The sequence below is a fragment of the Vibrio sp. THAF190c genome, assembly GCF_009363355.1.
Classification (GTDB): domain Bacteria; phylum Pseudomonadota; class Gammaproteobacteria; order Enterobacterales; family Vibrionaceae; genus Vibrio; species Vibrio fortis_A.
Map to the genome: position 1 here is coordinate 24,071 of NZ_CP045338.1, position 20,988 is coordinate 45,058.

Below are 20,988 nucleotides of genomic sequence, written 5' to 3' on the forward strand. Positions count from 1 at the left end.
TGTGGCAAAAGCACTATTTCTTTACTCAAGCCGAGAAGGGCAGACCAAGAAGATTCTTAACTATATAAAAGAGGAGATGGCGGAGTTTGATTGCGACATTCGCGATCTGCACACCGTTGGCGACGTAGATTTCGCTCAGTATGACAAAGTACTGATTGGTGCCTCTATTCGTTATGGTCATCTTAATAAAAAGCTGTACCAGTTTATTGAGCGCAATCTTACTCAACTTCAATCGAATAAAGTGGCGTTTTTCTGCGTGAACCTAACCGCTCGTAAAGAAGACCAAGGTAAAGATACGCCAGAAGGTAGTGCGTATATAAAGACATTCCTTAAGAAGTCACCGTGGCAACCTTCTTTAATCGGTGTTTTCGCAGGTGCTCTCTATTACCCTAGATATAACTTCTTCGACAGAACCATGATTCGCTTTATTATGACGATGACTGGTGGTGAAACGGATACCAGCAAAGAAGTTGAGTACACAAACTGGCAAAAAGTCTCTTTATTCACTGAAAAACTCAAGAATCTATAAGAGAAAAGCTTACTTTTGAGGCGTTTTGTTTTCTTTTTAATCGAACAATTAAAAAAAGCAAAAAAACTTAAAAAAGGGCTTGCCAATGTGATCGCAATCTCTATAATGCCACCTCGCTGACACGGGATGGCTTCGAAAGAAACCAGAACGAATCAGCAAGCCAAATTAGCCAAGCTAAGCGCTTGAAAAAAGTTTTGAAAAAAGTGGTTGACACTAAAACTTAAATCGCTAAAATGGCCGTCCGATTTGAGTGAGGCTCAAAAAGGAAAAGCTCTTTAACAATTTAAACCTATCAATCTGTGTGGGCACTCGTTGATGAATGTCAAAAAGTGAAACTTCGGTTTCAACTTGATTTCAATGAACTGAGTGACCAATTCGAATCGTAAGATTCGGCACAGTCAATTCAACATTACTATGTAATGTAATCAGTATTCATTGAGTCGACAAAATCTTAAATTGAAGAGTTTGATCATGGCTCAGATTGAACGCTGGCGGCAGGCCTAACACATGCAAGTCGAGCGGAAACGAGTTATCTGAACCTTCGGGGAACGATAACGGCGTCGAGCGGCGGACGGGTGAGTAATGCCTAGGAAATTGCCTTGATGTGGGGGATAACCATTGGAAACGATGGCTAATACCGCATAACGCCTACGGGCCAAAGAGGGGGACCTTCGGGCCTCTCGCGTCAAGATATGCCTAGGTGGGATTAGCTAGTTGGTGAGGTAATGGCTCACCAAGGCGACGATCCCTAGCTGGTCTGAGAGGATGATCAGCCACACTGGAACTGAGACACGGTCCAGACTCCTACGGGAGGCAGCAGTGGGGAATATTGCACAATGGGCGCAAGCCTGATGCAGCCATGCCGCGTGTATGAAGAAGGCCTTCGGGTTGTAAAGTACTTTCAGCAGTGAGGAAGGGGGTGTCGTTAATAGCGGCATGTCTTGACGTTAGCTGCAGAAGAAGCACCGGCTAACTCCGTGCCAGCAGCCGCGGTAATACGGAGGGTGCGAGCGTTAATCGGAATTACTGGGCGTAAAGCGCATGCAGGTGGTTTGTTAAGTCAGATGTGAAAGCCCGGGGCTCAACCTCGGAACTGCATTTGAAACTGGCAAACTAGAGTACTGTAGAGGGGGGTAGAATTTCAGGTGTAGCGGTGAAATGCGTAGAGATCTGAAGGAATACCAGTGGCGAAGGCGGCCCCCTGGACAGATACTGACACTCAGATGCGAAAGCGTGGGGAGCAAACAGGATTAGATACCCTGGTAGTCCACGCCGTAAACGATGTCTACTTGGAGGTTGTGGCCTTGAGCCGTGGCTTTCGGAGCTAACGCGTTAAGTAGACCGCCTGGGGAGTACGGTCGCAAGATTAAAACTCAAATGAATTGACGGGGGCCCGCACAAGCGGTGGAGCATGTGGTTTAATTCGATGCAACGCGAAGAACCTTACCTACTCTTGACATCCAGAGAACTTTCCAGAGATGGATTGGTGCCTTCGGGAACTCTGAGACAGGTGCTGCATGGCTGTCGTCAGCTCGTGTTGTGAAATGTTGGGTTAAGTCCCGCAACGAGCGCAACCCTTATCCTTGTTTGCCAGCGAGTAATGTCGGGAACTCCAGGGAGACTGCCGGTGATAAACCGGAGGAAGGTGGGGACGACGTCAAGTCATCATGGCCCTTACGAGTAGGGCTACACACGTGCTACAATGGCGCATACAGAGGGCAGCCAACTTGCGAGAGTGAGCGAATCCCAAAAAGTGCGTCGTAGTCCGGATTGGAGTCTGCAACTCGACTCCATGAAGTCGGAATCGCTAGTAATCGTAGATCAGAATGCTACGGTGAATACGTTCCCGGGCCTTGTACACACCGCCCGTCACACCATGGGAGTGGGCTGCAAAAGAAGTGGGTAGTTTAACCTTCGGGAGGACGCTCACCACTTTGTGGTTCATGACTGGGGTGAAGTCGTAACAAGGTAGCCCTAGGGGAACCTGGGGCTGGATCACCTCCTTATACGAAGATATTCACGATAAGTGTCCACACAGATTGATACGGTTTAGAAAGTAAAAGAGACGAAGATATCCCAATATCTTCATGCAGTGTCCCGTTCGTCTAGAGGCCTAGGACACCGCCCTTTCACGGCGGTAACAGGGGTTCGACTCCCCTACGGGATACCATTGGGTCGTTAGCTCAGTTGGTAGAGCAGTTGACTTTTAATCAATTGGTCGCAGGTTCGAATCCTGCACGACCCACCATTCTTTCTCCGCGAAGGAATTAAAACTATCGTGGGCGATTAGCTCAGTTGGGAGAGCACCTGCCTTACAAGCAGGGGGTCACTGGTTCGAGCCCGGTATCGCCCACCATTCTCTAAATATTCTTGGAAGTTCAAAACTCCAAACCACAATTTAGGTTGCTGGTTGGATTTTTCGACTGTGAGAGTCTTTAGAAAATGAACTTCTAACGAAGTCTCATGCTCTTTAACAATTTGGAAAGCTGACTGATTTAAATAACAGAGTTATTTAAATCAAATTAAAAGTTCTCAATGTTTATCCTTTGGATAAACACAACACAAACACATTCAAGTGTCTTGTATTCGATTCAAATTTAATTTGAATCACCATTGAGTCCGGCAAACACGTAATAAGAATTAACCCTTCTTGTTACAACCAAAAACCTTGGTGATTTATCATCAACTCGAAACTTCTTCGGGTTGTATGGTTAAGTGACTAAGCGTACACGGTGGATGCCTTGGCAGTCAGAGGCGATGAAGGACGTATTAACTTGCGATAAGCCCAGATTAGGTAGTAAAAACCATTTGAGTCTGGGATTTCCGAATGGGGAAACCCACTTACATAAGTAAGTATCTTGTTGTGAATACATAGCAGCAAGAGGCAAACCGGGGGAACTGAAACATCTAAGTACCCCGAGGAAGAGAAATCAACCGAGATTCCGAAAGTAGCGGCGAGCGAAATTGGATTAGCCCTTAAGCTTTTAATGATGCAGGTGAAGAGTCTGGAAAGTCTCGCAATAAAGGGTGATAGCCCCGTAACCGACACATCATAATCAGTGAAATCGAGTAGGGCGGGACACGTGATATCCTGTCTGAATATGGGGGGACCATCCTCCAAGGCTAAATACTACTGACTGACCGATAGTGAACCAGTACCGTGAGGGAAAGGCGAAAAGAACCCCTGTGAGGGGAGTGAAATAGAACCTGAAACCGTGTACGTACAAGCAGTAGGAGCACCTTCGTGGTGTGACTGCGTACCTTTTGTATAATGGGTCAGCGACTTATATTCAGTGGCAAGGTTAACCGTTTAGGGGAGCCGTAGGGAAACCGAGTCTTAACTGGGCGTTCAGTCTCTGGATATAGACCCGAAACCAGGTGATCTAGCCATGGGCAGGTTGAAGGTTGAGTAACATCAACTGGAGGACCGAACCGACTAATGTTGAAAAATTAGCGGATGACTTGTGGCTAGGGGTGAAAGGCCAATCAAACCTGGAGATAGCTGGTTCTCCCCGAAAGCTATTTAGGTAGCGCCTCGGACGAATACTACTGGGGGTAGAGCACTGTTAAGGCTAGGGGGTCATCCCGACTTACCAACCCTTTGCAAACTCCGAATACCAGTAAGTACTATCCGGGAGACACACGGCGGGTGCTAACGTCCGTCGTGGAGAGGGAAACAACCCAGACCGCCAGCTAAGGTCCCAAAGTATAGCTAAGTGGGAAACGATGTGGGAAGGCTCAGACAGCCAGGATGTTGGCTTAGAAGCAGCCATCATTTAAAGAAAGCGTAATAGCTCACTGGTCGAGTCGGCCTGCGCGGAAGATGTAACGGGGCTAAGCTATACACCGAAGCTGCGGCTGCATACTTTAGTATGCGGGGTAGGGGAGCGTTCTGTAAGCCGTTGAAGGTGGTCTGTAAGGGCTGCTGGAGGTATCAGAAGTGCGAATGCTGACATGAGTAACGATAAAGGGAGTGAAAAACTCCCTCGCCGGAAGACCAAGGGTTCCTGTCCAACGTTAATCGGGGCAGGGTAAGTCGACCCCTAAGGCGAGGCCGAAAGGCGTAGTCGATGGGAAACGGGTTAATATTCCCGTACTTCTTACAATTGCGATGGGGGGACGGAGAAGGCTAGGTGGGCCTGGCGACGGTTGTCCAGGTTCAAGTACGTAGGCGGAAGAGTTAGGTAAATCCGGCTCTTCATTAACGCTGAGATACGATGTCGAGCCACTACGGTGGTGAAGTCATTGATGCCATGCTTCCAGGAAAAGCCTCTAAGCTTCAGATTGTAAGGAATCGTACCCCAAACCGACACAGGTGGTCGGGTAGAGAATACCAAGGCGCTTGAGAGAACTCGGGTGAAGGAACTAGGCAAAATGGTACCGTAACTTCGGGAGAAGGTACGCTCTTATCGGTGAAGTCCCTCGCGGATGGAGCTGACGAGAGTCGCAGATACCAGGTGGCTGCAACTGTTTATTAAAAACACAGCACTGTGCAAAATCGTAAGATGACGTATACGGTGTGACGCCTGCCCGGTGCCGGAAGGTTAATTGATGGGGTTAGACTTCGGTCGAAGCTCTTGATCGAAGCCCCGGTAAACGGCGGCCGTAACTATAACGGTCCTAAGGTAGCGAAATTCCTTGTCGGGTAAGTTCCGACCTGCACGAATGGCGTAATGATGGCCACGCTGTCTCCACCCGAGACTCAGTGAAATTGAAATCGCTGTGAAGATGCAGTGTACCCGCGGCTAGACGGAAAGACCCCGTGAACCTTTACTACAGCTTGGCACTGAACATTGACCCTACATGTGTAGGATAGGTGGGAGACTTTGAAACCGCGTCGCTAGATGTGGTGGAGTCGTCCTTGAAATACCACCCTTGTAGTGTTGATGTTCTAACGTTGGTCCCTGAATCGGGATTACGGACAGTGCCTGGTGGGTAGTTTGACTGGGGCGGTCTCCTCCCAAAGAGTAACGGAGGAGCACGAAGGTGGGCTAATCACGGTTGGACATCGTGAGGTTAGTGCAATGGCATAAGCCCGCTTGACTGCGAGAATGACAATTCGAGCAGGTGCGAAAGCAGGTCATAGTGATCCGGTGGTTCTGAATGGAAGGGCCATCGCTCAACGGATAAAAGGTACTCCGGGGATAACAGGCTGATACCGCCCAAGAGTTCATATCGACGGCGGTGTTTGGCACCTCGATGTCGGCTCATCACATCCTGGGGCTGAAGTCGGTCCCAAGGGTATGGCTGTTCGCCATTTAAAGTGGTACGCGAGCTGGGTTTAGAACGTCGTGAGACAGTTCGGTCCCTATCTGCCGTGGGCGTTGGAAGATTGAAGGGGGCTGCTCCTAGTACGAGAGGACCGGAGTGGACGAACCTCTGGTGTTCGGGTTGTCATGCCAATGGCATTGCCCGGTAGCTAAGTTCGGAATCGATAACCGCTGAAAGCATCTAAGCGGGAAGCGAGCCCTGAGATGAGTCTTCCCTGGCACTTTAAGTGTCCTAAAGGGTTGTTCAAGACTAGAACGTTGATAGGCAGGGTGTGTAAGCGCTGTGAGGCGTTGAGCTAACCTGTACTAATTGCCCGTGAGGCTTAACCATACAACACCCAAGGGGTTTTGATGGACTCAAGATATACAAACGCTTGAATGAGTTTGAGAGAACAGAAACAGCTTTCCGAATTTTAAGAATTTGCTTGGCGACCATAGCGTTGTGGACCCACCTGATTCCATGCCGAACTCAGAAGTGAAACGCAATAGCGCCGATGGTAGTGTGGGGCTTCCCCATGTGAGAGTAGGACATCGCCAGGCTTTGATTTCGTTATTTGCATAGCAAATAACAACTTCAACAGTGTACTAATCTGTTGATGAAAATTTGTTGGAGGGATGGCTGAGTGGTCGAAAGCACCGGTCTTGAAAACCGGCAACCGTTAATAGCGGTTCTAGGGTTCAAATCCCTATCCCTCCACCACCATTGAAAAGCCCGCTGAGAAATCAGCGGGCTTTTTTCATTTCTGTCGTGTCGAATTAAAGTAACAAAAAAGAGCACTAGTGTGCCCTTCTATGTCGTTCTCTCTATTAACTATCTCTGATATCTAATCCGTTAAATATTTGCCTTCTGCAACCTGCCAGAACGCCCGGATGAGTGGGTTATCTAATTGCGCTCGCTTACAGCATACGCCTAATTCAAAGGGCTTAATTGGTTCTATCTTTAAGCGTTCAACCTTATCTCTTACAGGGCTGTTATTGATCACCACATCTGGTGCAATTCCAATACCACAACCAAGCGCCACCATGCTGACGATGGCTTCGTGGCCTGATACTTGAGCATAGATATTAGGTTTGATTTTCAGCTTCTTAAACCAGGTATTGGCGCGCTCACGAGCTGTGCCTGCCTCTGGGATGATGAATGGTAGATCATTCCAATCGATGTGCTCAGCCCGTAGTTGTTGGCTGAAGCTACTGACTCCTGCTGGAGAAATAACAGATAGCGGGATATCACTAATCGTTTCAAACTCCAGGCGTGATGGAAGGATATCTGGCTTTGCGGAAATAGCGATATCGACTTCGTCATTGAGGATCTTATCTATTGCTTGAGCTGGGTCGCCCGTTGAGAGTTTAAATTCAATATAAGGATGGAGAGCTCGAAACTCAGTAATTAACTCAGGCAGATGACTATAGCTTGCAGTCACTGAGCAGAAGATCCGAATCTCACCTTTCAGCTCTTGTTCTCCGCCTTTTAAATGAAGGTTGTACTGTTGCCATTCACTGACAATATTGAGTGCAACGGGAAGCAGTTGTTTTCCTGCTGGAGTGAGGTCGACACTACGGTTATCTCGAATCAGCAGCTCTTGCCCTGTTTCATCTTCGAGTTTCTGTATTTGGCGACTTAAAGCCGATGGGCTGACGTGCATCGCCGCCGCAGTCTTGCTGAAGTTTTTGCTGTCACACAAATGTATGAATAACTGTAATGATTTTATGTTCATATATTACGAATGTTTCCACGTTGCATTAATTGCAATAACTAATTGTGAATATATCACTTTAAGCAACCGTATGTCTGTTTTAGTATGAACTCATTCGGTAACAAAGCTACCGACCTCAACGGAAAAATTCTTAAAAGGAGCGCCCAGATGGCTAACTATTTCAATACTTTAAACCTACGCGAGCAGCTAGACCAATTAGGTCGTTGTCGTTTCATGGACCGCAGTGAATTTGCAACTGAAGCGGATTACCTGAAAGGTAAGAAAGTCGTTATCGTTGGTTGTGGTGCTCAAGGCCTAAACCAAGGTCTAAACATGCGTGATTCTGGTCTAGACGTAGCTTACGCACTTCGTCAGGCTGCGATTGACGAGCAACGTCAATCTTACAAAAACGCGAAAGAGAACGGTTTTGAAGTAGATAGCTACGAAAACCTAATCCCTGAAGCAGATCTAGTGATCAACCTAACTCCAGACAAACAGCATACAAACGTTGTTGAGACAGTAATGCCTCTAATGAAAGAGGGTGCTGCACTAGGTTACTCACACGGCTTCAACATTGTTGAAGAAGGCATGCAAATTCGTAAAGACCTAACGGTTGTTATGGTTGCACCTAAGTGTCCAGGTACAGAAGTACGTGAAGAGTACAAACGTGGCTTCGGTGTTCCGACTCTTATCGCCGTTCACCCAGAGAACGATCCAAAGGGTGAAGGTTGGGATATCGCGAAAGCATGGGCTGCTGGTACTGGTGGTCACCGTGCGGGTTGTCTAGAGTCTTCATTTGTTGCTGAAGTGAAATCGGACCTAGTGGGCGAACAGACTATTCTATGTGGCATGCTACAAGCAGGTTCTATCGTTTCTTACGAGAAGATGGTTGCTGAAGGTATCGATCCGAGCTACGCAGGTAAGCTTCTACAGTACGGTTGGGAAACTGTTACGGAAGCACTAAAGTTTGGTGGTGTGACACACATGATGGACCGTCTATCAAACCCAGCGAAAATCAAAGCGTTCGAGCTTTCTGAAGAGCTAAAAGATCTAATGCGTCCACTGTACAACAAGCACATGGATGACGTAATCACAGGTCACTTCTCTAGCACTATGATGGCTGACTGGGCAAACGACGATGCGAACCTACTAGGCTGGCGTGAAGAGACAGGTCAAACTGCATTCGAAAACTACCCTGAAGGTGATGTTGAAATCTCTGAGCAAGAGTACTTCGACAACGGTATCCTAATGGTTGCAATGGTTCGTGCTGGTGTTGAGCTAGCGTTCGAAGCAATGACTGCATCTGGCATCATCGATGAGTCTGCATACTACGAATCTCTACATGAGCTTCCACTAATCGCAAACACGGTTGCTCGTAAGCGTCTATACGAAATGAACGTAGTAATCTCTGATACAGCAGAATACGGTAACTACCTATTTGCTAACGTAGCTACGCCACTACTACGTGAGAAATTTATGCCTTCAGTATCTACAGACGTTATTGGTAAAGGTCTAGGTGAATCATCTAACCAAGTAGACAATGCTCGTCTAATCGAAGTGAACGAAGCTATCCGTAACCATCCAGTTGAGTACATCGGTGAAGAGCTACGTGCTTACATGAGCGACATGAAGCGCATCGCAGTAGGCGGCTAGTTAGCATCGCAAGAATTTAGAGAACTCCAATAAATTGGAGTCATAAATAAAAAACACAACATCTAATTAAAAGGCTTGGTCGCCGTTGACCAAGCCTTTTTGTTTTTACAGAACTCGCCAACTTGCTCCTGAAGATGTGGACGATGTATGTCTTCACAATCACGCCTTAAAGCAATGGAAGAGTATTGCCTGGAGTATACCTTCCAGAATACGAGCGCATAAAAAAGGGTTGATGCTTGCACATCAACCCTTTTGTATTTCTGTATTTACGCTTATTTGTCAGCTAGCTTTGCTTCTAGATCAGCCAGCTTTTGTTCCATCTCAGTCAGCTTCTGACGTGTACGCAGTAGAACCTGAGTTTGAACATCGAACTCTTCACGGCTGACAACGTCTAGCTTGTTTAGTTGGCCTTGGATAACTTGGCGAACCTTTTGGTCCACATCAGAACCTAGCTCTTTTACTGGCTGAGGCATAGAGTCATGGATTTGTTTCGCAATCTGCTCTAGTTTTTTTGGATCAAACATATCAATTAAAACTCCTGATTATTTCCTACTATTCTATTTAATCGCAGTGGAGATGTCGCCTGTGGCGTATAAAAAAAGGTCACCGAAGTGACCTTTTTGCGATTAACGTGAAACTTGAGGTTAGTTGTTGTCCGCTAACTCTCGGTGTGCCGCTTTCGCTTCATCGACACGTGCTAGTTTCTCTAAGTCTTTATCTTCAACAAAAACCGGTAGTGGTTTGTGTTTCTCTGCTAGGTAGCTGTAGATAACAGGCAACACGAACAGCGTGAAGATAGTACCAATTGCTAGACCAGCAACGATAACAATACCGATACTGAAACGTTGAGCAGCACCTGCACCACTTGCGTACATCAGTGGGATAAGACCTGCGATCATCGCCGCAGTGGTCATCAGGATAGGACGTAGACGAACCTTCGCCGCTTCCATTACTGCTTCAATACGTGATTTCTTGTTGTGCAGCTGCTCTTCTTTTGCCACCTCACAGATCAAGATACCGTGCTTGGTAATCAGACCAACCAGTGTGATCAAACCTACTTGCGAGTAGATGTTCATGGTTGCTGCACCCCATGCAAGGGCAATCAATGCACCACAGATCGCCAGTGGTACCGAAACCATGATAACCAGTGGATCCTTCACTGACTCGAACTGAATCGCCAGTACTAGGAAGATAATCGCCAGTGCTAGACCAAATGTTGCGTATAGCGCGCTACCTTCGGTTACGTATTGGCGTGCCTCACCCATGTAGTCATGGTTGTAGCCACTTGGTAGTTTGGTCTCGGCAATGTTCTCAAACCATGCAATCGCATCACCCATCGCAGCGCCTGGAGCAGGTACGGCACCAATCGTTGCTGAGTTCAGTTGGTTGAAGTGAGGAAGAGAGCGAGGCTCTGCCACCACATCAATGGTAATTAAACTGCCCAGAGGAACGGCTCTGCCATCAGCTGCACGTACGTAGTAGTTGTTCATCGATTCAGGGTTCAGACGGAACTTACGTTCAACCTGTGGGATAACTTCGTACGAACGACCATTCAGGTCGATACGGTTTACGTAACCATCTGACATCATAGTACCTAGCGTGATACCGATATCTTGCATTGTCACGCCGTAAGCACCCGCTTTGTCTTTATCGATGTTGATCTTCATGGTCGCTGAGTCGTAGTTCAGATCAAGATCTGAGTAAACGAATAGCGGGTTGGAAGATACTTCTGCCAGAATGTCAGTGGTGATCTGGAAAAGGCTCTCAAAGCTGTTTGGTGTTGTAATAACAAACTGAATTGGAAGACCTGAACCTGCACCTGGAAGCTCTGGCATTTGGAACGCCGTTACTGCCATTCCTGGAACATCTTTAACTAACTCACCTACACGGTTAGCAACGTCAGACTGACTGGTTTCACGCTCACTCCAAGGCACCATAGATGCAATACCAAAGGCTTGGTTTGCGTTTGGTACACCAGTAAACACCTGAGCGTACGCTACTTCTGGTTGATCAGATAGAATCGTGTTGACGTCATTCATGGTGTTTTGCATGAAATCTAGGTTCGCATTCGACGGTGCGGTACCCATAAGCATGATTACACCTTTATCCTCAGATGGCGCGAGCTCACTCGGGATAAATTTGAACAGCATTGGCAGACTTGCAAATACGATGATAGCGAAACCAATGAACACTGGACGATGCTGCATAACAGCACCAAGCATGCGCTCATAACGGTTAGTCATGCCATCAAGAACATTGTGTACTTTCTGCTCAAACTTGCTTGGCTCAGCGTGAGCTTTAAGCATTTTTGAACACATCATCGGAGAAAGTGTCAGTGCTACGATGCCCGATACAAATACCGAACCGGCAAGTGTTAGTGCGAACTCTTTAAATAATGAGCCCGTAATACCACCCATCATCGCGATTGGCGCATATACCGCACCTAGCGTCAGTGTCATTGCAATAACTGGAACTGCGATTTCACGAGTACCGATGATTGCTGCACGGAATGGTGACTCACCAAGCTTGATGTGACGGTCGACGTTCTCAAGAACAACGATCGCATCATCTACCACCAGACCGATAGCGAGTACCATTGCCAGTAGCGTCATCAGGTTCCATGAGAAACCCATCGCCTGCATTACCATTGCCACACCGATTAGAGACAGTGGAATAGTAACGATTGGAATCAGTACTGCACGGAACGAACCTAGGAACAGTGTAATAACGACCAATACGATCAAAGCCGCTTCAAGAATAGTTTTAATAACCTCTTGAATAGATTCATTGATTGCAATCGTCGAGTCATACATCACGTTCATCGAGATGTTGCTTGGTAGGTTCTTCTCTAATTGAGGAAGAAGTTCAAGTACATCTGCTGCGATGTTGATCGGGTTTGCACTTGGTGCTGCGTTAATTGCTGCAACAACCGCTTCCTGACCGTTCGCACTTGCTCGGTAAACATCGTGGCTCTTCTCTAGAGAAACCTTAGCAATGTCAGATAGACGGATAATTTCGCCTTCGCCGCTACGTACTACAAGATTCTCTAGCTCTTCAACATTGGATACTTGGGTATCAGCACTACCGTTGTAAAGGACGAACTCACCCGTCGCTTGGCCCGTCGCTGATTGGTAGTTGTTGGCGTTCAGTACCGTCATCACATCACTAGCAGTTAGGTCAACTGCCGCCATTTTTGACGGGTCTAGCCATACGCGAAGTGCGTATTTCATACCACCGTATAGGTCGACTTTAGATACACCGTTTACCGTAAATAGCTGCGGGTTGATTACACGCTCTAGATAGTCGGTAATCTGGCTCGAAGCCAATTCATCACTAGTGAAGCCAATGTACAGTACCGCTGTTGTCGAACCCGTAGACATGGTTACAGTTGGATCTTCTGCCTCTTTTGGAAGCTGGGAACGAACCGAGTTTGTCTTGGCCAGTATGTCAGACAGAGCTGCGTTTGGATCTGTGTTCAACTTCATGTTTACAGTAATGGTAGAGCTACCAAGAACCGAAGATGAAGTCATATAGTCGATGTTATCCGCCTGAGCAACAGCTTGCTCAAGAGGCTGAGTAATAAAACCTTGGATAAGATCGGCACTCGCACCGTAGTAACTCGTGGTAACGGTTACTACGGTATTCGTCATTTCTGGGTATTCACGCACCTGCATCTTGAAGATTGCTTGCAAACCAAGCAGCGCTATCAAGAAGCTGATGGATACCGCTAGAACTGGACGTTTAATAAAAACATCAGTAAAGCGCATTGTGACTCCAATTATAACTGAGGTGTTTCAGAAGGTGGTGTGATTGCATCACTCTCAACAACTTTCACCTTGGCACCATTACTTAGACGAACTTGACCTGACGTCACGACTACATCACCCGCTTTCACACCTTCAAGGATGTGTGCGACGTCTGTAGTACGTTCACCTACTTTTACTACGTGTTGTGTAACGCGCTTCACGCCATCTTCTTCAGTCAAGATGTAAACATTGTCACCGTATAGAGTGAAAGTGATCGCTGTTTGAGGCAGCGCAACTTGGTTCTCTAAAGTCGGTAGAATGATGTTTGCACGAGCGAACATACCGCTACGTAGCTTGCCATCACTGTTTGGAATGTCTGCTTGAACTTGAATCAGACCACTTTGCACGCTTACTGCTGGTTCGATAGCGCTGATTGAACCTTCAAACGGTGTCTCTGGGTAAGCATCAACGAAGATATCAACCGCTTGGCCAACATTGATTCGTGAGATGTCTGTTTGAGAAACCGTGAAGCGCAGACGCATCACACTGGTGTCTTCTAGACGAACGATATCAGTACCAGATTGAAGGTATTGACCTAGGTACACATTACGAATACCCACAGTACCGTCGAATGGTGCGCGAATTTCACGACGAGCGATCGAAGCTTTTAGGCTCTCAATATCAGCAGATAGGGAGAAGTAGTTCGCTTCTGCTTCATCGTATGCTTCTTTTGAGATAGAACCTTTCTTGAATAGGCCTTGGTAACGCTTGTACTTAGCTTGTGCTGCCGGTAGTCGCGCTTGAGAGCTCTTCAGGTTTGCTTTCTCTACGTCTGAATCTAGACGTACTAATAGTTGGTCGCTCTTAACCTCAGTACCTGACTCAAAAGAGATTTGATCGATAACACCGCTGGTTTCGTTTGCTAGTGTTACACCTTGGTTTGGCTCGATGAAACCGATAGCTTCGATTACTGGAACCCAGTCGATCGGTTGAACGTCAGTTACCGTTACCGGGAACTCAGGTTCAGGTCGGTTTGCCATGTATTCAGCAATTTTTTGTTGTTTGAACATGTTGAACCCAATAACGCTGCCAAAAAGAAGCACAGCAATGAGTAACATGAAGAAAGTCCACTTTTTCATTATGGTCAAAACTCCGATCAGTGTTTAATTATTGCGTCCCAGCTCGCTTCAATGGCAGCTTCTAAAGCCTCATCATCGAGTTGGTAAAAACCTAAAGAATGCTTGCGGGCGAGTGACACACTTGCCGCTAAGCTCAGTCCACCTAATACTTCATTATCAAGTGGTTTAAATAGCCCTTGCTCTTTGCCTTCGTTAAACAACAGCTCAACTTGGGCAAACATTTTTCTTTCTAGTTCCCTGAAAGTTTTACTATTTGTTACAGGTAAAGAGTCATATTGAACGCGGTTTTTGATCGCCGCTAAGTTAGTGCCAGCCAGGTTCCATATGTTGAGCCACATGGTTCTGTAACGTTGCTTAATCGGTGCGGAGTCGTCTACCCCGAACTGAACCGCTTCTGCTATACGTTGTGTAACCTGAATGCGCACTTCTTCAATTAAGTGCTCTTTATCATCAAAATAGCGATATATAGTGCCTGCAGCGACGCCTGCTTCTTTCGCCAACTTCTGCATTGAAAGGCCTTGAAAACCTTCCGCAGCAATCAGTGTTTCGGCGGCAGAGAGTATCTGTAAGCGCTTATCCTGAGAGGTATGATTGGTCATAATCTCATCACTAGTGAATGAACGTTCATTCATTATAGCTCAAGAACCATACATTTGTGCAAGTAAGTTTTATACAAAAAGCGTAAAAATCTTGTATAAGAGAACGTAGCATTCAAAACATTGCAGCATTATTATAGGCGCGAATTCCAATTGACCCCTGAGATGACATCGAGAATCTAATGAGACTGAACCCAAGACAAGACGAAGCCGTGAAGTACGTATCGGGCCCCTGCTTAGTATTAGCGGGCGCTGGATCGGGTAAAACACGTGTTATCACCAACAAGATTGCTTACTTGGTTCAGGAGTGTGGCTACAAGGCGCGAAACATTGCGGCTGTGACTTTCACCAATAAAGCAGCTCGTGAAATGAAAGAGCGTGTTGGACAGACATTAGGTAAGAATGAATCTAAGGGGCTGATCGTTTCGACCTTCCACACTATGGGTTTGAACATCATCCGCCGAGAATATAAGGCACTTGGCTTAAAAGCGGGCTTTTCCCTGTTTGATGATCAAGACCAGCTTGCTCTACTCAAAGAGCTAACGGAAAAGCAGATTGATGGTGATAAGGATCTTCTGCGCCAGCTTTTGAGCACCATCTCAAACTGGAAAAATGACATGCTCACGCCAGATCAAGCAAAAGCGCGCGCCAAAGGTGAGCAAGAGCAGCTTTTTGCTTTTTGTTTTGAGATGTACCAAAAGCAGATGAAAGCGTATAACGCGCTCGACTTCGATGATTTGATTGCAATGCCAGTATTGCTATTGAAAACCAATCAAGAAGTGCGAGAGCGTTGGCAATCTCGCATTCGCTATCTATTGGTCGATGAGTACCAAGATACCAACACCAGTCAGTATGAGTTAGTGCGTCTGTTAGTTGGTGAACGAGGTCGCTTGACGGTGGTAGGTGATGATGACCAATCGATCTACTCATGGCGTGGTGCGAAACCGCAAAACTTGGTGCTACTAGGTGAAGACTACCCGAACCTTCGTCTAATTAAGCTAGAGCAGAACTACCGCTCAACCAGTCGTATTCTGCGAGCGGCCAATATCTTGATCGCCAATAACCCGCACGTTTATGAAAAGTCTCTTTTCTCTGAGATCCCAGACGGCGAAAAGCTCAAGGTACTCAACGCTAAGAATGAAGACCATGAAGCAGAGCGTATTACCGGTGAAATCATCGCACATAAATTCTTGAATCGTACCGAATACAAAGATTATGCGGTGCTCTACCGTGGTAACCACCAATCGCGCCTGATTGAAAAAGCGCTGATGCAGAACCGTATTCCTTACAAGATCTCGGGTGGCACGTCATTCTTCGCTCGTGCAGAGATTAAAGACATCATGGCTTACCTGCGAGTGCTGGTGAACCCGGATGACGATAATGCCTTCCTACGTATTGTGAACACCCCACGTCGTGAGATTGGCCCGGTGACACTTGAGAAGTTGGGTAGCTATGCCAACATGCGTGGAAAGAGCTTGTTTGAAGCGAGCTTTGAGATGGGCTTGGAGCAGACACTGACAGGTCGAGGGCTAGAGAACCTGCGCCGCTTCACCGATTGGATTGTGCGTATCTCGGATAATGCAGAGCGTGGTAATACGGTTGATGCAGTGCGGTCTTTGGTTCGCGACATTAACTACGAAGATTGGTTATACGAAACGTCAGCGAGTCCGAAAGCGGCAGAGATGCGCATGAAGAACGTCTCTGATCTTTATAGCTGGATTGTCGCTGACCTTGAGGGTGACAACTACGATAAAGAAGAGAAAACACTGAGAGAAGTGGTTCAGCGACTGACTCTGCGTGACATGATGGAGCGTGGCGAAGACGACGATGATGCCGACCAAGTGCAACTGATGACTTTGCACGCCTCTAAAGGTCTTGAGTTCCCGTATGTCTATCTGATGGGGGCTGAAGAGGGAATTCTTCCTCACCAAACCAGTGTTGATGAAGGTAACGTCGAAGAAGAGCGCCGATTGATGTATGTGGGTATTACCCGAGCTCAGAAAGAGCTGACCTTTACTAAATGTCGGGAGCGTCGTCAGTTTGGTGAATTGATCAAACCAACGCAGAGCCGCTTCTTAGATGAATTGCCACACGATGATGTTGAGTGGGAGACAGTGAAGAAACCTCAGTCGCAAGAAGAGCGTATGGAGAAAGGCCAAGCGCATATCGCTAATATCAGAGCGATGTTTAATAAGAAATAATCAGAAAAACAAAAAGGAGACCATGTGGTCTCCTTTTTTAGAATTTTGGTTTGCTTACAGACCAGCGATCATGTGCTCGATAGCGTCTTTGATCTCATCGTCTGAACAGTCCATACATGAACCTTTCGCTGGCATCGCGTTGAAGCCGTTGATTGCGTGGTCCGCTAGGATGTCTCGGCCTTGAGCAATACGAGGTGCCCAATCCGCAGCATCACCAGTCTTTGGTGCGCCACTTACGCCAGATGCGTGACAAGCAATACAAAAAGTACCGTAAACAGTTGCGCCATCACGAGGACCAGTTGGTTCTGCTGCAACAGGTTCGCTACCAACTAGGTAAACTTGACCAACGGGCTTGATGCGCTCAGCAATAGCGTCATGCTCTGCTTGGCTCAGTTCTGATGCGACCGCTGTCGTTGAAAAAGTCACTGCTGCGATGACAAGGCTTAAAATTCGACGAGACATATCCATTAAACTCACTTTACATTCCCAAGGTAAGTACGTGCCTACCAATTATAGTGTTAGAGGGGTGTGTTGATTTTAGTTGCAAAAAGCGACTGTTAAATCAATGTAAATAATGGGTGATTATATCCCGATAAGTTGTTGCAATAAACAACAACTTATAGGCAATAGGGGGTTCTAGTACTCAAATAAGGGGTTTATCACATATTAACTGTCGAAAAAGAGAGCAAACGAGAAAAAAAATAAAAAAAGTACTAGACGACCTAGGGTGATATACGTATTATTCCACTCCGCCGACAGGGCATGCGCCTGTAGCTCAGCTGGATAGAGCGTTGGCCTCCGGAGCCAAAGGCCGAAGGTTCGAATCCTTTCAGGCGCGCCATCCGGACACTTGTTTCGACAAGTGAGAAATTGGCAAGAAAGAAACAATGGTGGCTATAGCTCAGTTGGTAGAGCCCTGGATTGTGATTCCGGTGGTCGCGAGTTCGAATCTCGTTAGCCACCCCATTTTTCTTTTAAAGAATATCGGTAGCTTCGGCTCCCAGTTCTGATAAAATCGGAACAAAACATAAGTCGGTGAATAGCGCAGCTTGGTAGCGCATCTGGTTTGGGACCAGAGGGTCGGGGGTTCGAATCCCTCTTCACCGACCACTATTTCAATAATCGCTTTGGCGGTTATACAAAAAAATTAGTGGTGGCTATAGCTCAGTTGGTAGAGCCCTGGATTGTGATTCCGGTGGTCGCGAGTTCGAATCTCGTTAGCCACCCCATTAATTTTGTCGGTGAATAGCGCAGCTTGGTAGCGCATCTGGTTTGGGACCAGAGGGTCGGGGGTTCGAATCCCTCTTCACCGACCACTTTTAAGAAAGCTCATCAGAAATGATGAGCTTTTTTCTATTTGGCGAAAATATAATGGTGTTTTCGGGGGCTGGAACGCCAGCCCGGTGAAAGCCCAGTTGCATCGCCTCCTTCTTCACCGTCCAATATAAGAAAGCCTCAAGTAGCCGTCCGCATCAGAGATGGCGGTCTTTTTTATATCTGAAATATATTGGAGGCTTGCGCACTACCCTTTAGAAACTTGCCTGATCCACATCTCTTACCCTGTCATCCTTAACAGAGTTTGCCATCGATCTCTTTGAAAAACGCACAATCAGTGTTCTCTATCTATGGTGTTTAAATGCACTTAAAAGCATATGAACACCATCAAGTGGATAGGGTTTGCCCTAATTCAGTGCTAAGGCGAATAATTTATTGAAGTGGTTGATGAAACTTTGCACTAATATTAAGCGTAGTTGCCTTTTTGGGGCGTTTATCTGATTAAGAAAATGTTCTTTTTCTGGAGTTGGTGGGTGATTTATCACCAAACCTTATTGAGGAGATGTTTTATGAATTAGATAGCTTCACTTAACCTTATTGAGGTAAAGGTAAGACTATTGCCTACGGTGATTTTTCCTTTCAAATCTCTAGTATCCCCGAAATATTACTGCCTTTTTTGGGTAGATCTTACTATCAATTCTGTAAATAAATTTTGGTTTAAACTTCTGTTTTTGTGATGTTATTTGGATTAAGTGGCGGTTATTTCCACTAAAATTGGTTTATGTTTCTATATTGTTAATCATTTTGTGGAATAATTATTTATCTAAAGTGACTAAAGGTAAAAAGTGCTTTAACGGTCTGAAAATCTTATACAAGCATATGTATAAAGGCGTTTGCTTGGCTTTTCTAATACGAAATAAATGCTGAATTCTTCTTACTATATGCTTATCAAGTGAATAATTATATGGTGTTTTTGCTTGCTTGACGTTTAATGTCGACTTTTTATCCTATTTTTGTTGCTTTTCTGTGAATTATTTGCCAAATTGTCATCCGTATAAAATATCAGAACATTATTCTGGTAAGAATGGATTCAATTTTGCAGACAGGGCAGAAAGCTGCCAAAGCAGTAGAGGTCTGGTAATGTCACTTTTAGAAGTAAAAAACCTTCGTATCGAATACCCATCTCGTCATGGTGTGCACGCTGCGGTGAAATCACTCTCGTTCAACATTGAGCGCGGAGAGATCGTGGGTGTAGTAGGGGAATCTGGTGCTGGTAAATCAACGGTTGGTAACGCGGTTATCGATCTATTGAGCCCTCCAGGTCGCATCGCGAGTGGTGAAGTTTTCTTAGATGGTGAAAAAGTATCAGGTTTATCACCTGAAGATATGCGTAAAGTGCGCGGTTCAAAGATCGGGTTCATCTTCCAAGACCCGATGACATCTCTTAACCCTCTTTTCACCGTTGAGCAGCAGCTGAAAGAGACGATTCACGCTAACATGGACGTTTCTGAGCAAGAAGCCTATGAGCGTTCCCTTGACTTGATGAATCAAGTGGGTATCCCGCAACCAGAAAACCGTCTGAAACAATATCCTCACCAATTCTCTGGCGGTATGCGTCAGCGTGTGGTTATCGCAATTGCACTGGCGGGTGAGCCAGATCTTATTATTGCCGATGAACCAACCACAGCACTAGATGTATCGATCCAAGACCAAATTCTAGGTCTGATTCGTGAATTGTGTATCAAGAAGAATGTAGGTTGTATGTTGGTAACTCACGATATGGGTGTGGTTTCTAACGTAACCGATCGCGTAGCGGTAATGTACCGGGGCGACTTAGTTGAGTTTGGTCCAACGGCGCAAGTCCTTGGTACTCCTGAGCACCCATACACGCACAGCTTGATCTCTGCGGTTCCACGTTCAGATCGCAAACTCGATCGTTTCCCTCTAGTGAGCTACATCGAAGAAGCGCACGAGATGGAACCACTTGATGTGAAAAATCACTGGTTGGGTCAAAGCCAAGATCATCGCGATTACACCGGTCCATTATTGAATGTGGAAAACGTAAACCTGCGCTTTACTACTAAAGACTCGTTCTTTGAGAGCCGTCGCGAGTACGTTCAAGCTTCAAACAATGTGAGCTTTGAAGTGCATGAAGGTGAAACCTTTGGTCTTGTAGGTGAGTCTGGCTCTGGTAAATCGACAATCGCACGTGTGATTGCTGGCCTGTACGCACCAAACTCAGGCAAGGTAACGTTTGAAGGCGTCGATCTGACAGGCCTTAAGTCTGAGAAAGAGCGCCGTCCAATGCGTCGTCAGATGCAGATGGTGTTCCAAAACCCTTACACATCAATGAACCCTCGAATGAAGATATTCGACATCATTGCTGAGCCTATCCGTTTCCATAAGCTGACTTGTAACGAGAATGAAACGCGTCAGATTGTACACGATCTCTTAGATCACGTAGGTCTGGGTAAGATGGCTGGTGTTAAGTACCCACATGAATTCTCTGGTGGCCAGCGTCAGCGTATCTCTATCGCTCGTGCTCTGGCAACTCGTCCTCGTCTTCTGATCTGTGATGAACCAACGTCGGCACTGGATGTGTCGGTTCAAGCACAAATCCTTAACCTACTAAAAGACCTACAGGATGAGCTAAACCTAACCATGCTGTTCATCAGTCACGATTTACCGGTTATTCGTCAGATGTGTGACCGCGTGGGTGTGATGCAGATGGGTACACTGCTTGAGGTCGCACCGACCGAGCAGTTGTTCCAATCACCTCAGCATGAGTACAGCAAACAATTGATTTCTTTAATGCCTGAATTTACAGGCTTACGAGAAGAAAAAGCAGTGGCGAACGCCGCGGTATAAATGTAAGCGGGTGAGGT

10 protein-coding genes, 9 tRNA genes and 3 rRNA genes are annotated in these 20,988 nt (G+C 46.4%); 16 read left to right on the plus strand and 6 right to left on the minus strand.

Annotation, left to right across the window (positions count from 1 at the left end):
- Nucleotide 1: 1 nt before the first annotated feature.
- From hemG to FIV04_RS00135, 8 genes are all read left to right on the plus strand, one after another.
- Entirely contained in the window at nucleotides 2-529 is a 528-nt protein-coding gene (gene hemG / locus FIV04_RS00100) for a menaquinone-dependent protoporphyrinogen IX dehydrogenase (RefSeq protein ID WP_032548604.1), read from the plus strand.
- 453 nt (nucleotides 530-982) lie between these two features.
- Nucleotides 983-2,535: ribosomal RNA gene (locus FIV04_RS00105) — 16S ribosomal RNA — on the plus strand.
- Between the two features lie 88 nt (nucleotides 2,536-2,623).
- Nucleotides 2,624-2,699 (plus strand) — tRNA-Glu (locus FIV04_RS00110).
- A gap of 2 nt (nucleotides 2,700-2,701) precedes the next feature.
- Nucleotides 2,702-2,777 (plus strand) — tRNA-Lys (locus FIV04_RS00115).
- A 32-nt stretch (nucleotides 2,778-2,809) separates the two neighbouring features.
- Nucleotides 2,810-2,885 (plus strand) — tRNA-Val (locus FIV04_RS00120).
- A gap of 353 nt (nucleotides 2,886-3,238) precedes the next feature.
- Nucleotides 3,239-6,130, plus strand: a 23S ribosomal RNA gene (locus tag FIV04_RS00125).
- A gap of 93 nt (nucleotides 6,131-6,223) precedes the next feature.
- Nucleotides 6,224-6,339, plus strand: a 5S ribosomal RNA gene (gene rrf / locus FIV04_RS00130).
- Together the 16S, 23S and 5S rRNA genes with 4 tRNA genes alongside form the textbook arrangement of a ribosomal RNA operon.
- 69 nt (nucleotides 6,340-6,408) lie before the next feature.
- Nucleotides 6,409-6,499: transfer RNA gene (locus FIV04_RS00135), tRNA-Ser, on the plus strand.
- A 124-nt stretch (nucleotides 6,500-6,623) separates the two neighbouring features.
- On the opposite strand, the gene ilvY is transcribed toward FIV04_RS00135, so the two are convergent.
- Entirely contained in the window at nucleotides 6,624-7,514 is an 891-nt protein-coding gene (gene ilvY / locus FIV04_RS00140) for an HTH-type transcriptional activator IlvY (RefSeq protein WP_152467919.1), read from the minus strand.
- A 147-nt stretch (nucleotides 7,515-7,661) separates the two neighbouring features.
- Here ilvY and ilvC point away from each other — a divergent pair, with 147 nt between their 5' ends.
- On the plus strand, nucleotides 7,662-9,146 hold the full coding sequence (gene ilvC / locus FIV04_RS00145) for a ketol-acid reductoisomerase (protein WP_152467920.1): 1,485 nt from the start codon (nucleotides 7,662-7,664) through the stop codon (nucleotides 9,144-9,146).
- A 272-nt stretch (nucleotides 9,147-9,418) separates the two neighbouring features.
- Here the strand turns inward: ilvC and FIV04_RS00150 are convergent, their stop codons facing one another.
- From FIV04_RS00150 to FIV04_RS00165, 4 genes are all read right to left on the minus strand, one after another.
- Complete coding sequence (locus FIV04_RS00150) at nucleotides 9,419-9,670, minus strand: accessory factor UbiK family protein (protein ID WP_032551009.1); 252 nt, start codon at nucleotides 9,668-9,670, stop codon at nucleotides 9,419-9,421.
- Nucleotides 9,671-9,790: 120 nt separating this feature from the next.
- Entirely contained in the window at nucleotides 9,791-12,913 is a 3,123-nt protein-coding gene (locus FIV04_RS00155; protein WP_152467921.1) for a multidrug efflux RND transporter permease subunit, read from the minus strand.
- Nucleotides 12,914-12,924: 11 nt separating this feature from the next.
- On the minus strand, nucleotides 12,925-14,031 hold the full coding sequence (locus FIV04_RS00160) for an efflux RND transporter periplasmic adaptor subunit (protein WP_150870587.1): 1,107 nt from the start codon (nucleotides 14,029-14,031) through the stop codon (nucleotides 12,925-12,927).
- Nucleotides 14,032-14,048: 17 nt separating this feature from the next.
- Nucleotides 14,049-14,630, minus strand: a complete 582-nt coding sequence (locus FIV04_RS00165) for a TetR/AcrR family transcriptional regulator (RefSeq protein ID WP_150870724.1) — start codon at nucleotides 14,628-14,630, stop codon at nucleotides 14,049-14,051.
- A 179-nt stretch (nucleotides 14,631-14,809) separates the two neighbouring features.
- Between FIV04_RS00165 and rep the strand changes: the two genes are divergently transcribed.
- On the plus strand, nucleotides 14,810-16,828 hold the full coding sequence (gene rep, locus FIV04_RS00170) for a DNA helicase Rep (RefSeq protein ID WP_032551015.1): 2,019 nt from the start codon (nucleotides 14,810-14,812) through the stop codon (nucleotides 16,826-16,828).
- A 54-nt stretch (nucleotides 16,829-16,882) separates the two neighbouring features.
- Here rep and FIV04_RS00175 read toward each other — a convergent pair whose 3' ends face one another.
- On the minus strand, nucleotides 16,883-17,296 hold the full coding sequence (locus tag FIV04_RS00175; protein ID WP_032551017.1) for a cytochrome c5 family protein: 414 nt from the start codon (nucleotides 17,294-17,296) through the stop codon (nucleotides 16,883-16,885).
- 296 nt (nucleotides 17,297-17,592) lie between these two features.
- Here FIV04_RS00175 and FIV04_RS00180 point away from each other — a divergent pair.
- From FIV04_RS00180 to FIV04_RS00205, 6 genes are all read left to right on the plus strand, one after another.
- Nucleotides 17,593-17,669, plus strand: a tRNA-Arg gene (locus FIV04_RS00180).
- 49 nt (nucleotides 17,670-17,718) lie between these two features.
- Nucleotides 17,719-17,794 (plus strand) — tRNA-His (locus FIV04_RS00185).
- Between the two features lie 67 nt (nucleotides 17,795-17,861).
- A tRNA-Pro gene (locus tag FIV04_RS00190) sits at nucleotides 17,862-17,938 on the plus strand.
- Nucleotides 17,939-17,981: 43 nt separating this feature from the next.
- A tRNA-His gene (locus FIV04_RS00195) sits at nucleotides 17,982-18,057 on the plus strand.
- A 10-nt stretch (nucleotides 18,058-18,067) separates the two neighbouring features.
- Nucleotides 18,068-18,144 (plus strand) — tRNA-Pro (locus FIV04_RS00200).
- A 1,099-nt stretch (nucleotides 18,145-19,243) separates the two neighbouring features.
- Nucleotides 19,244-20,971, plus strand: coding sequence for an ABC transporter ATP-binding protein (locus FIV04_RS00205; RefSeq protein WP_152467922.1), 1,728 nt, complete (start codon nucleotides 19,244-19,246; stop codon nucleotides 20,969-20,971).
- The last annotated feature ends 17 nt before the right edge of the window (nucleotides 20,972-20,988 follow it).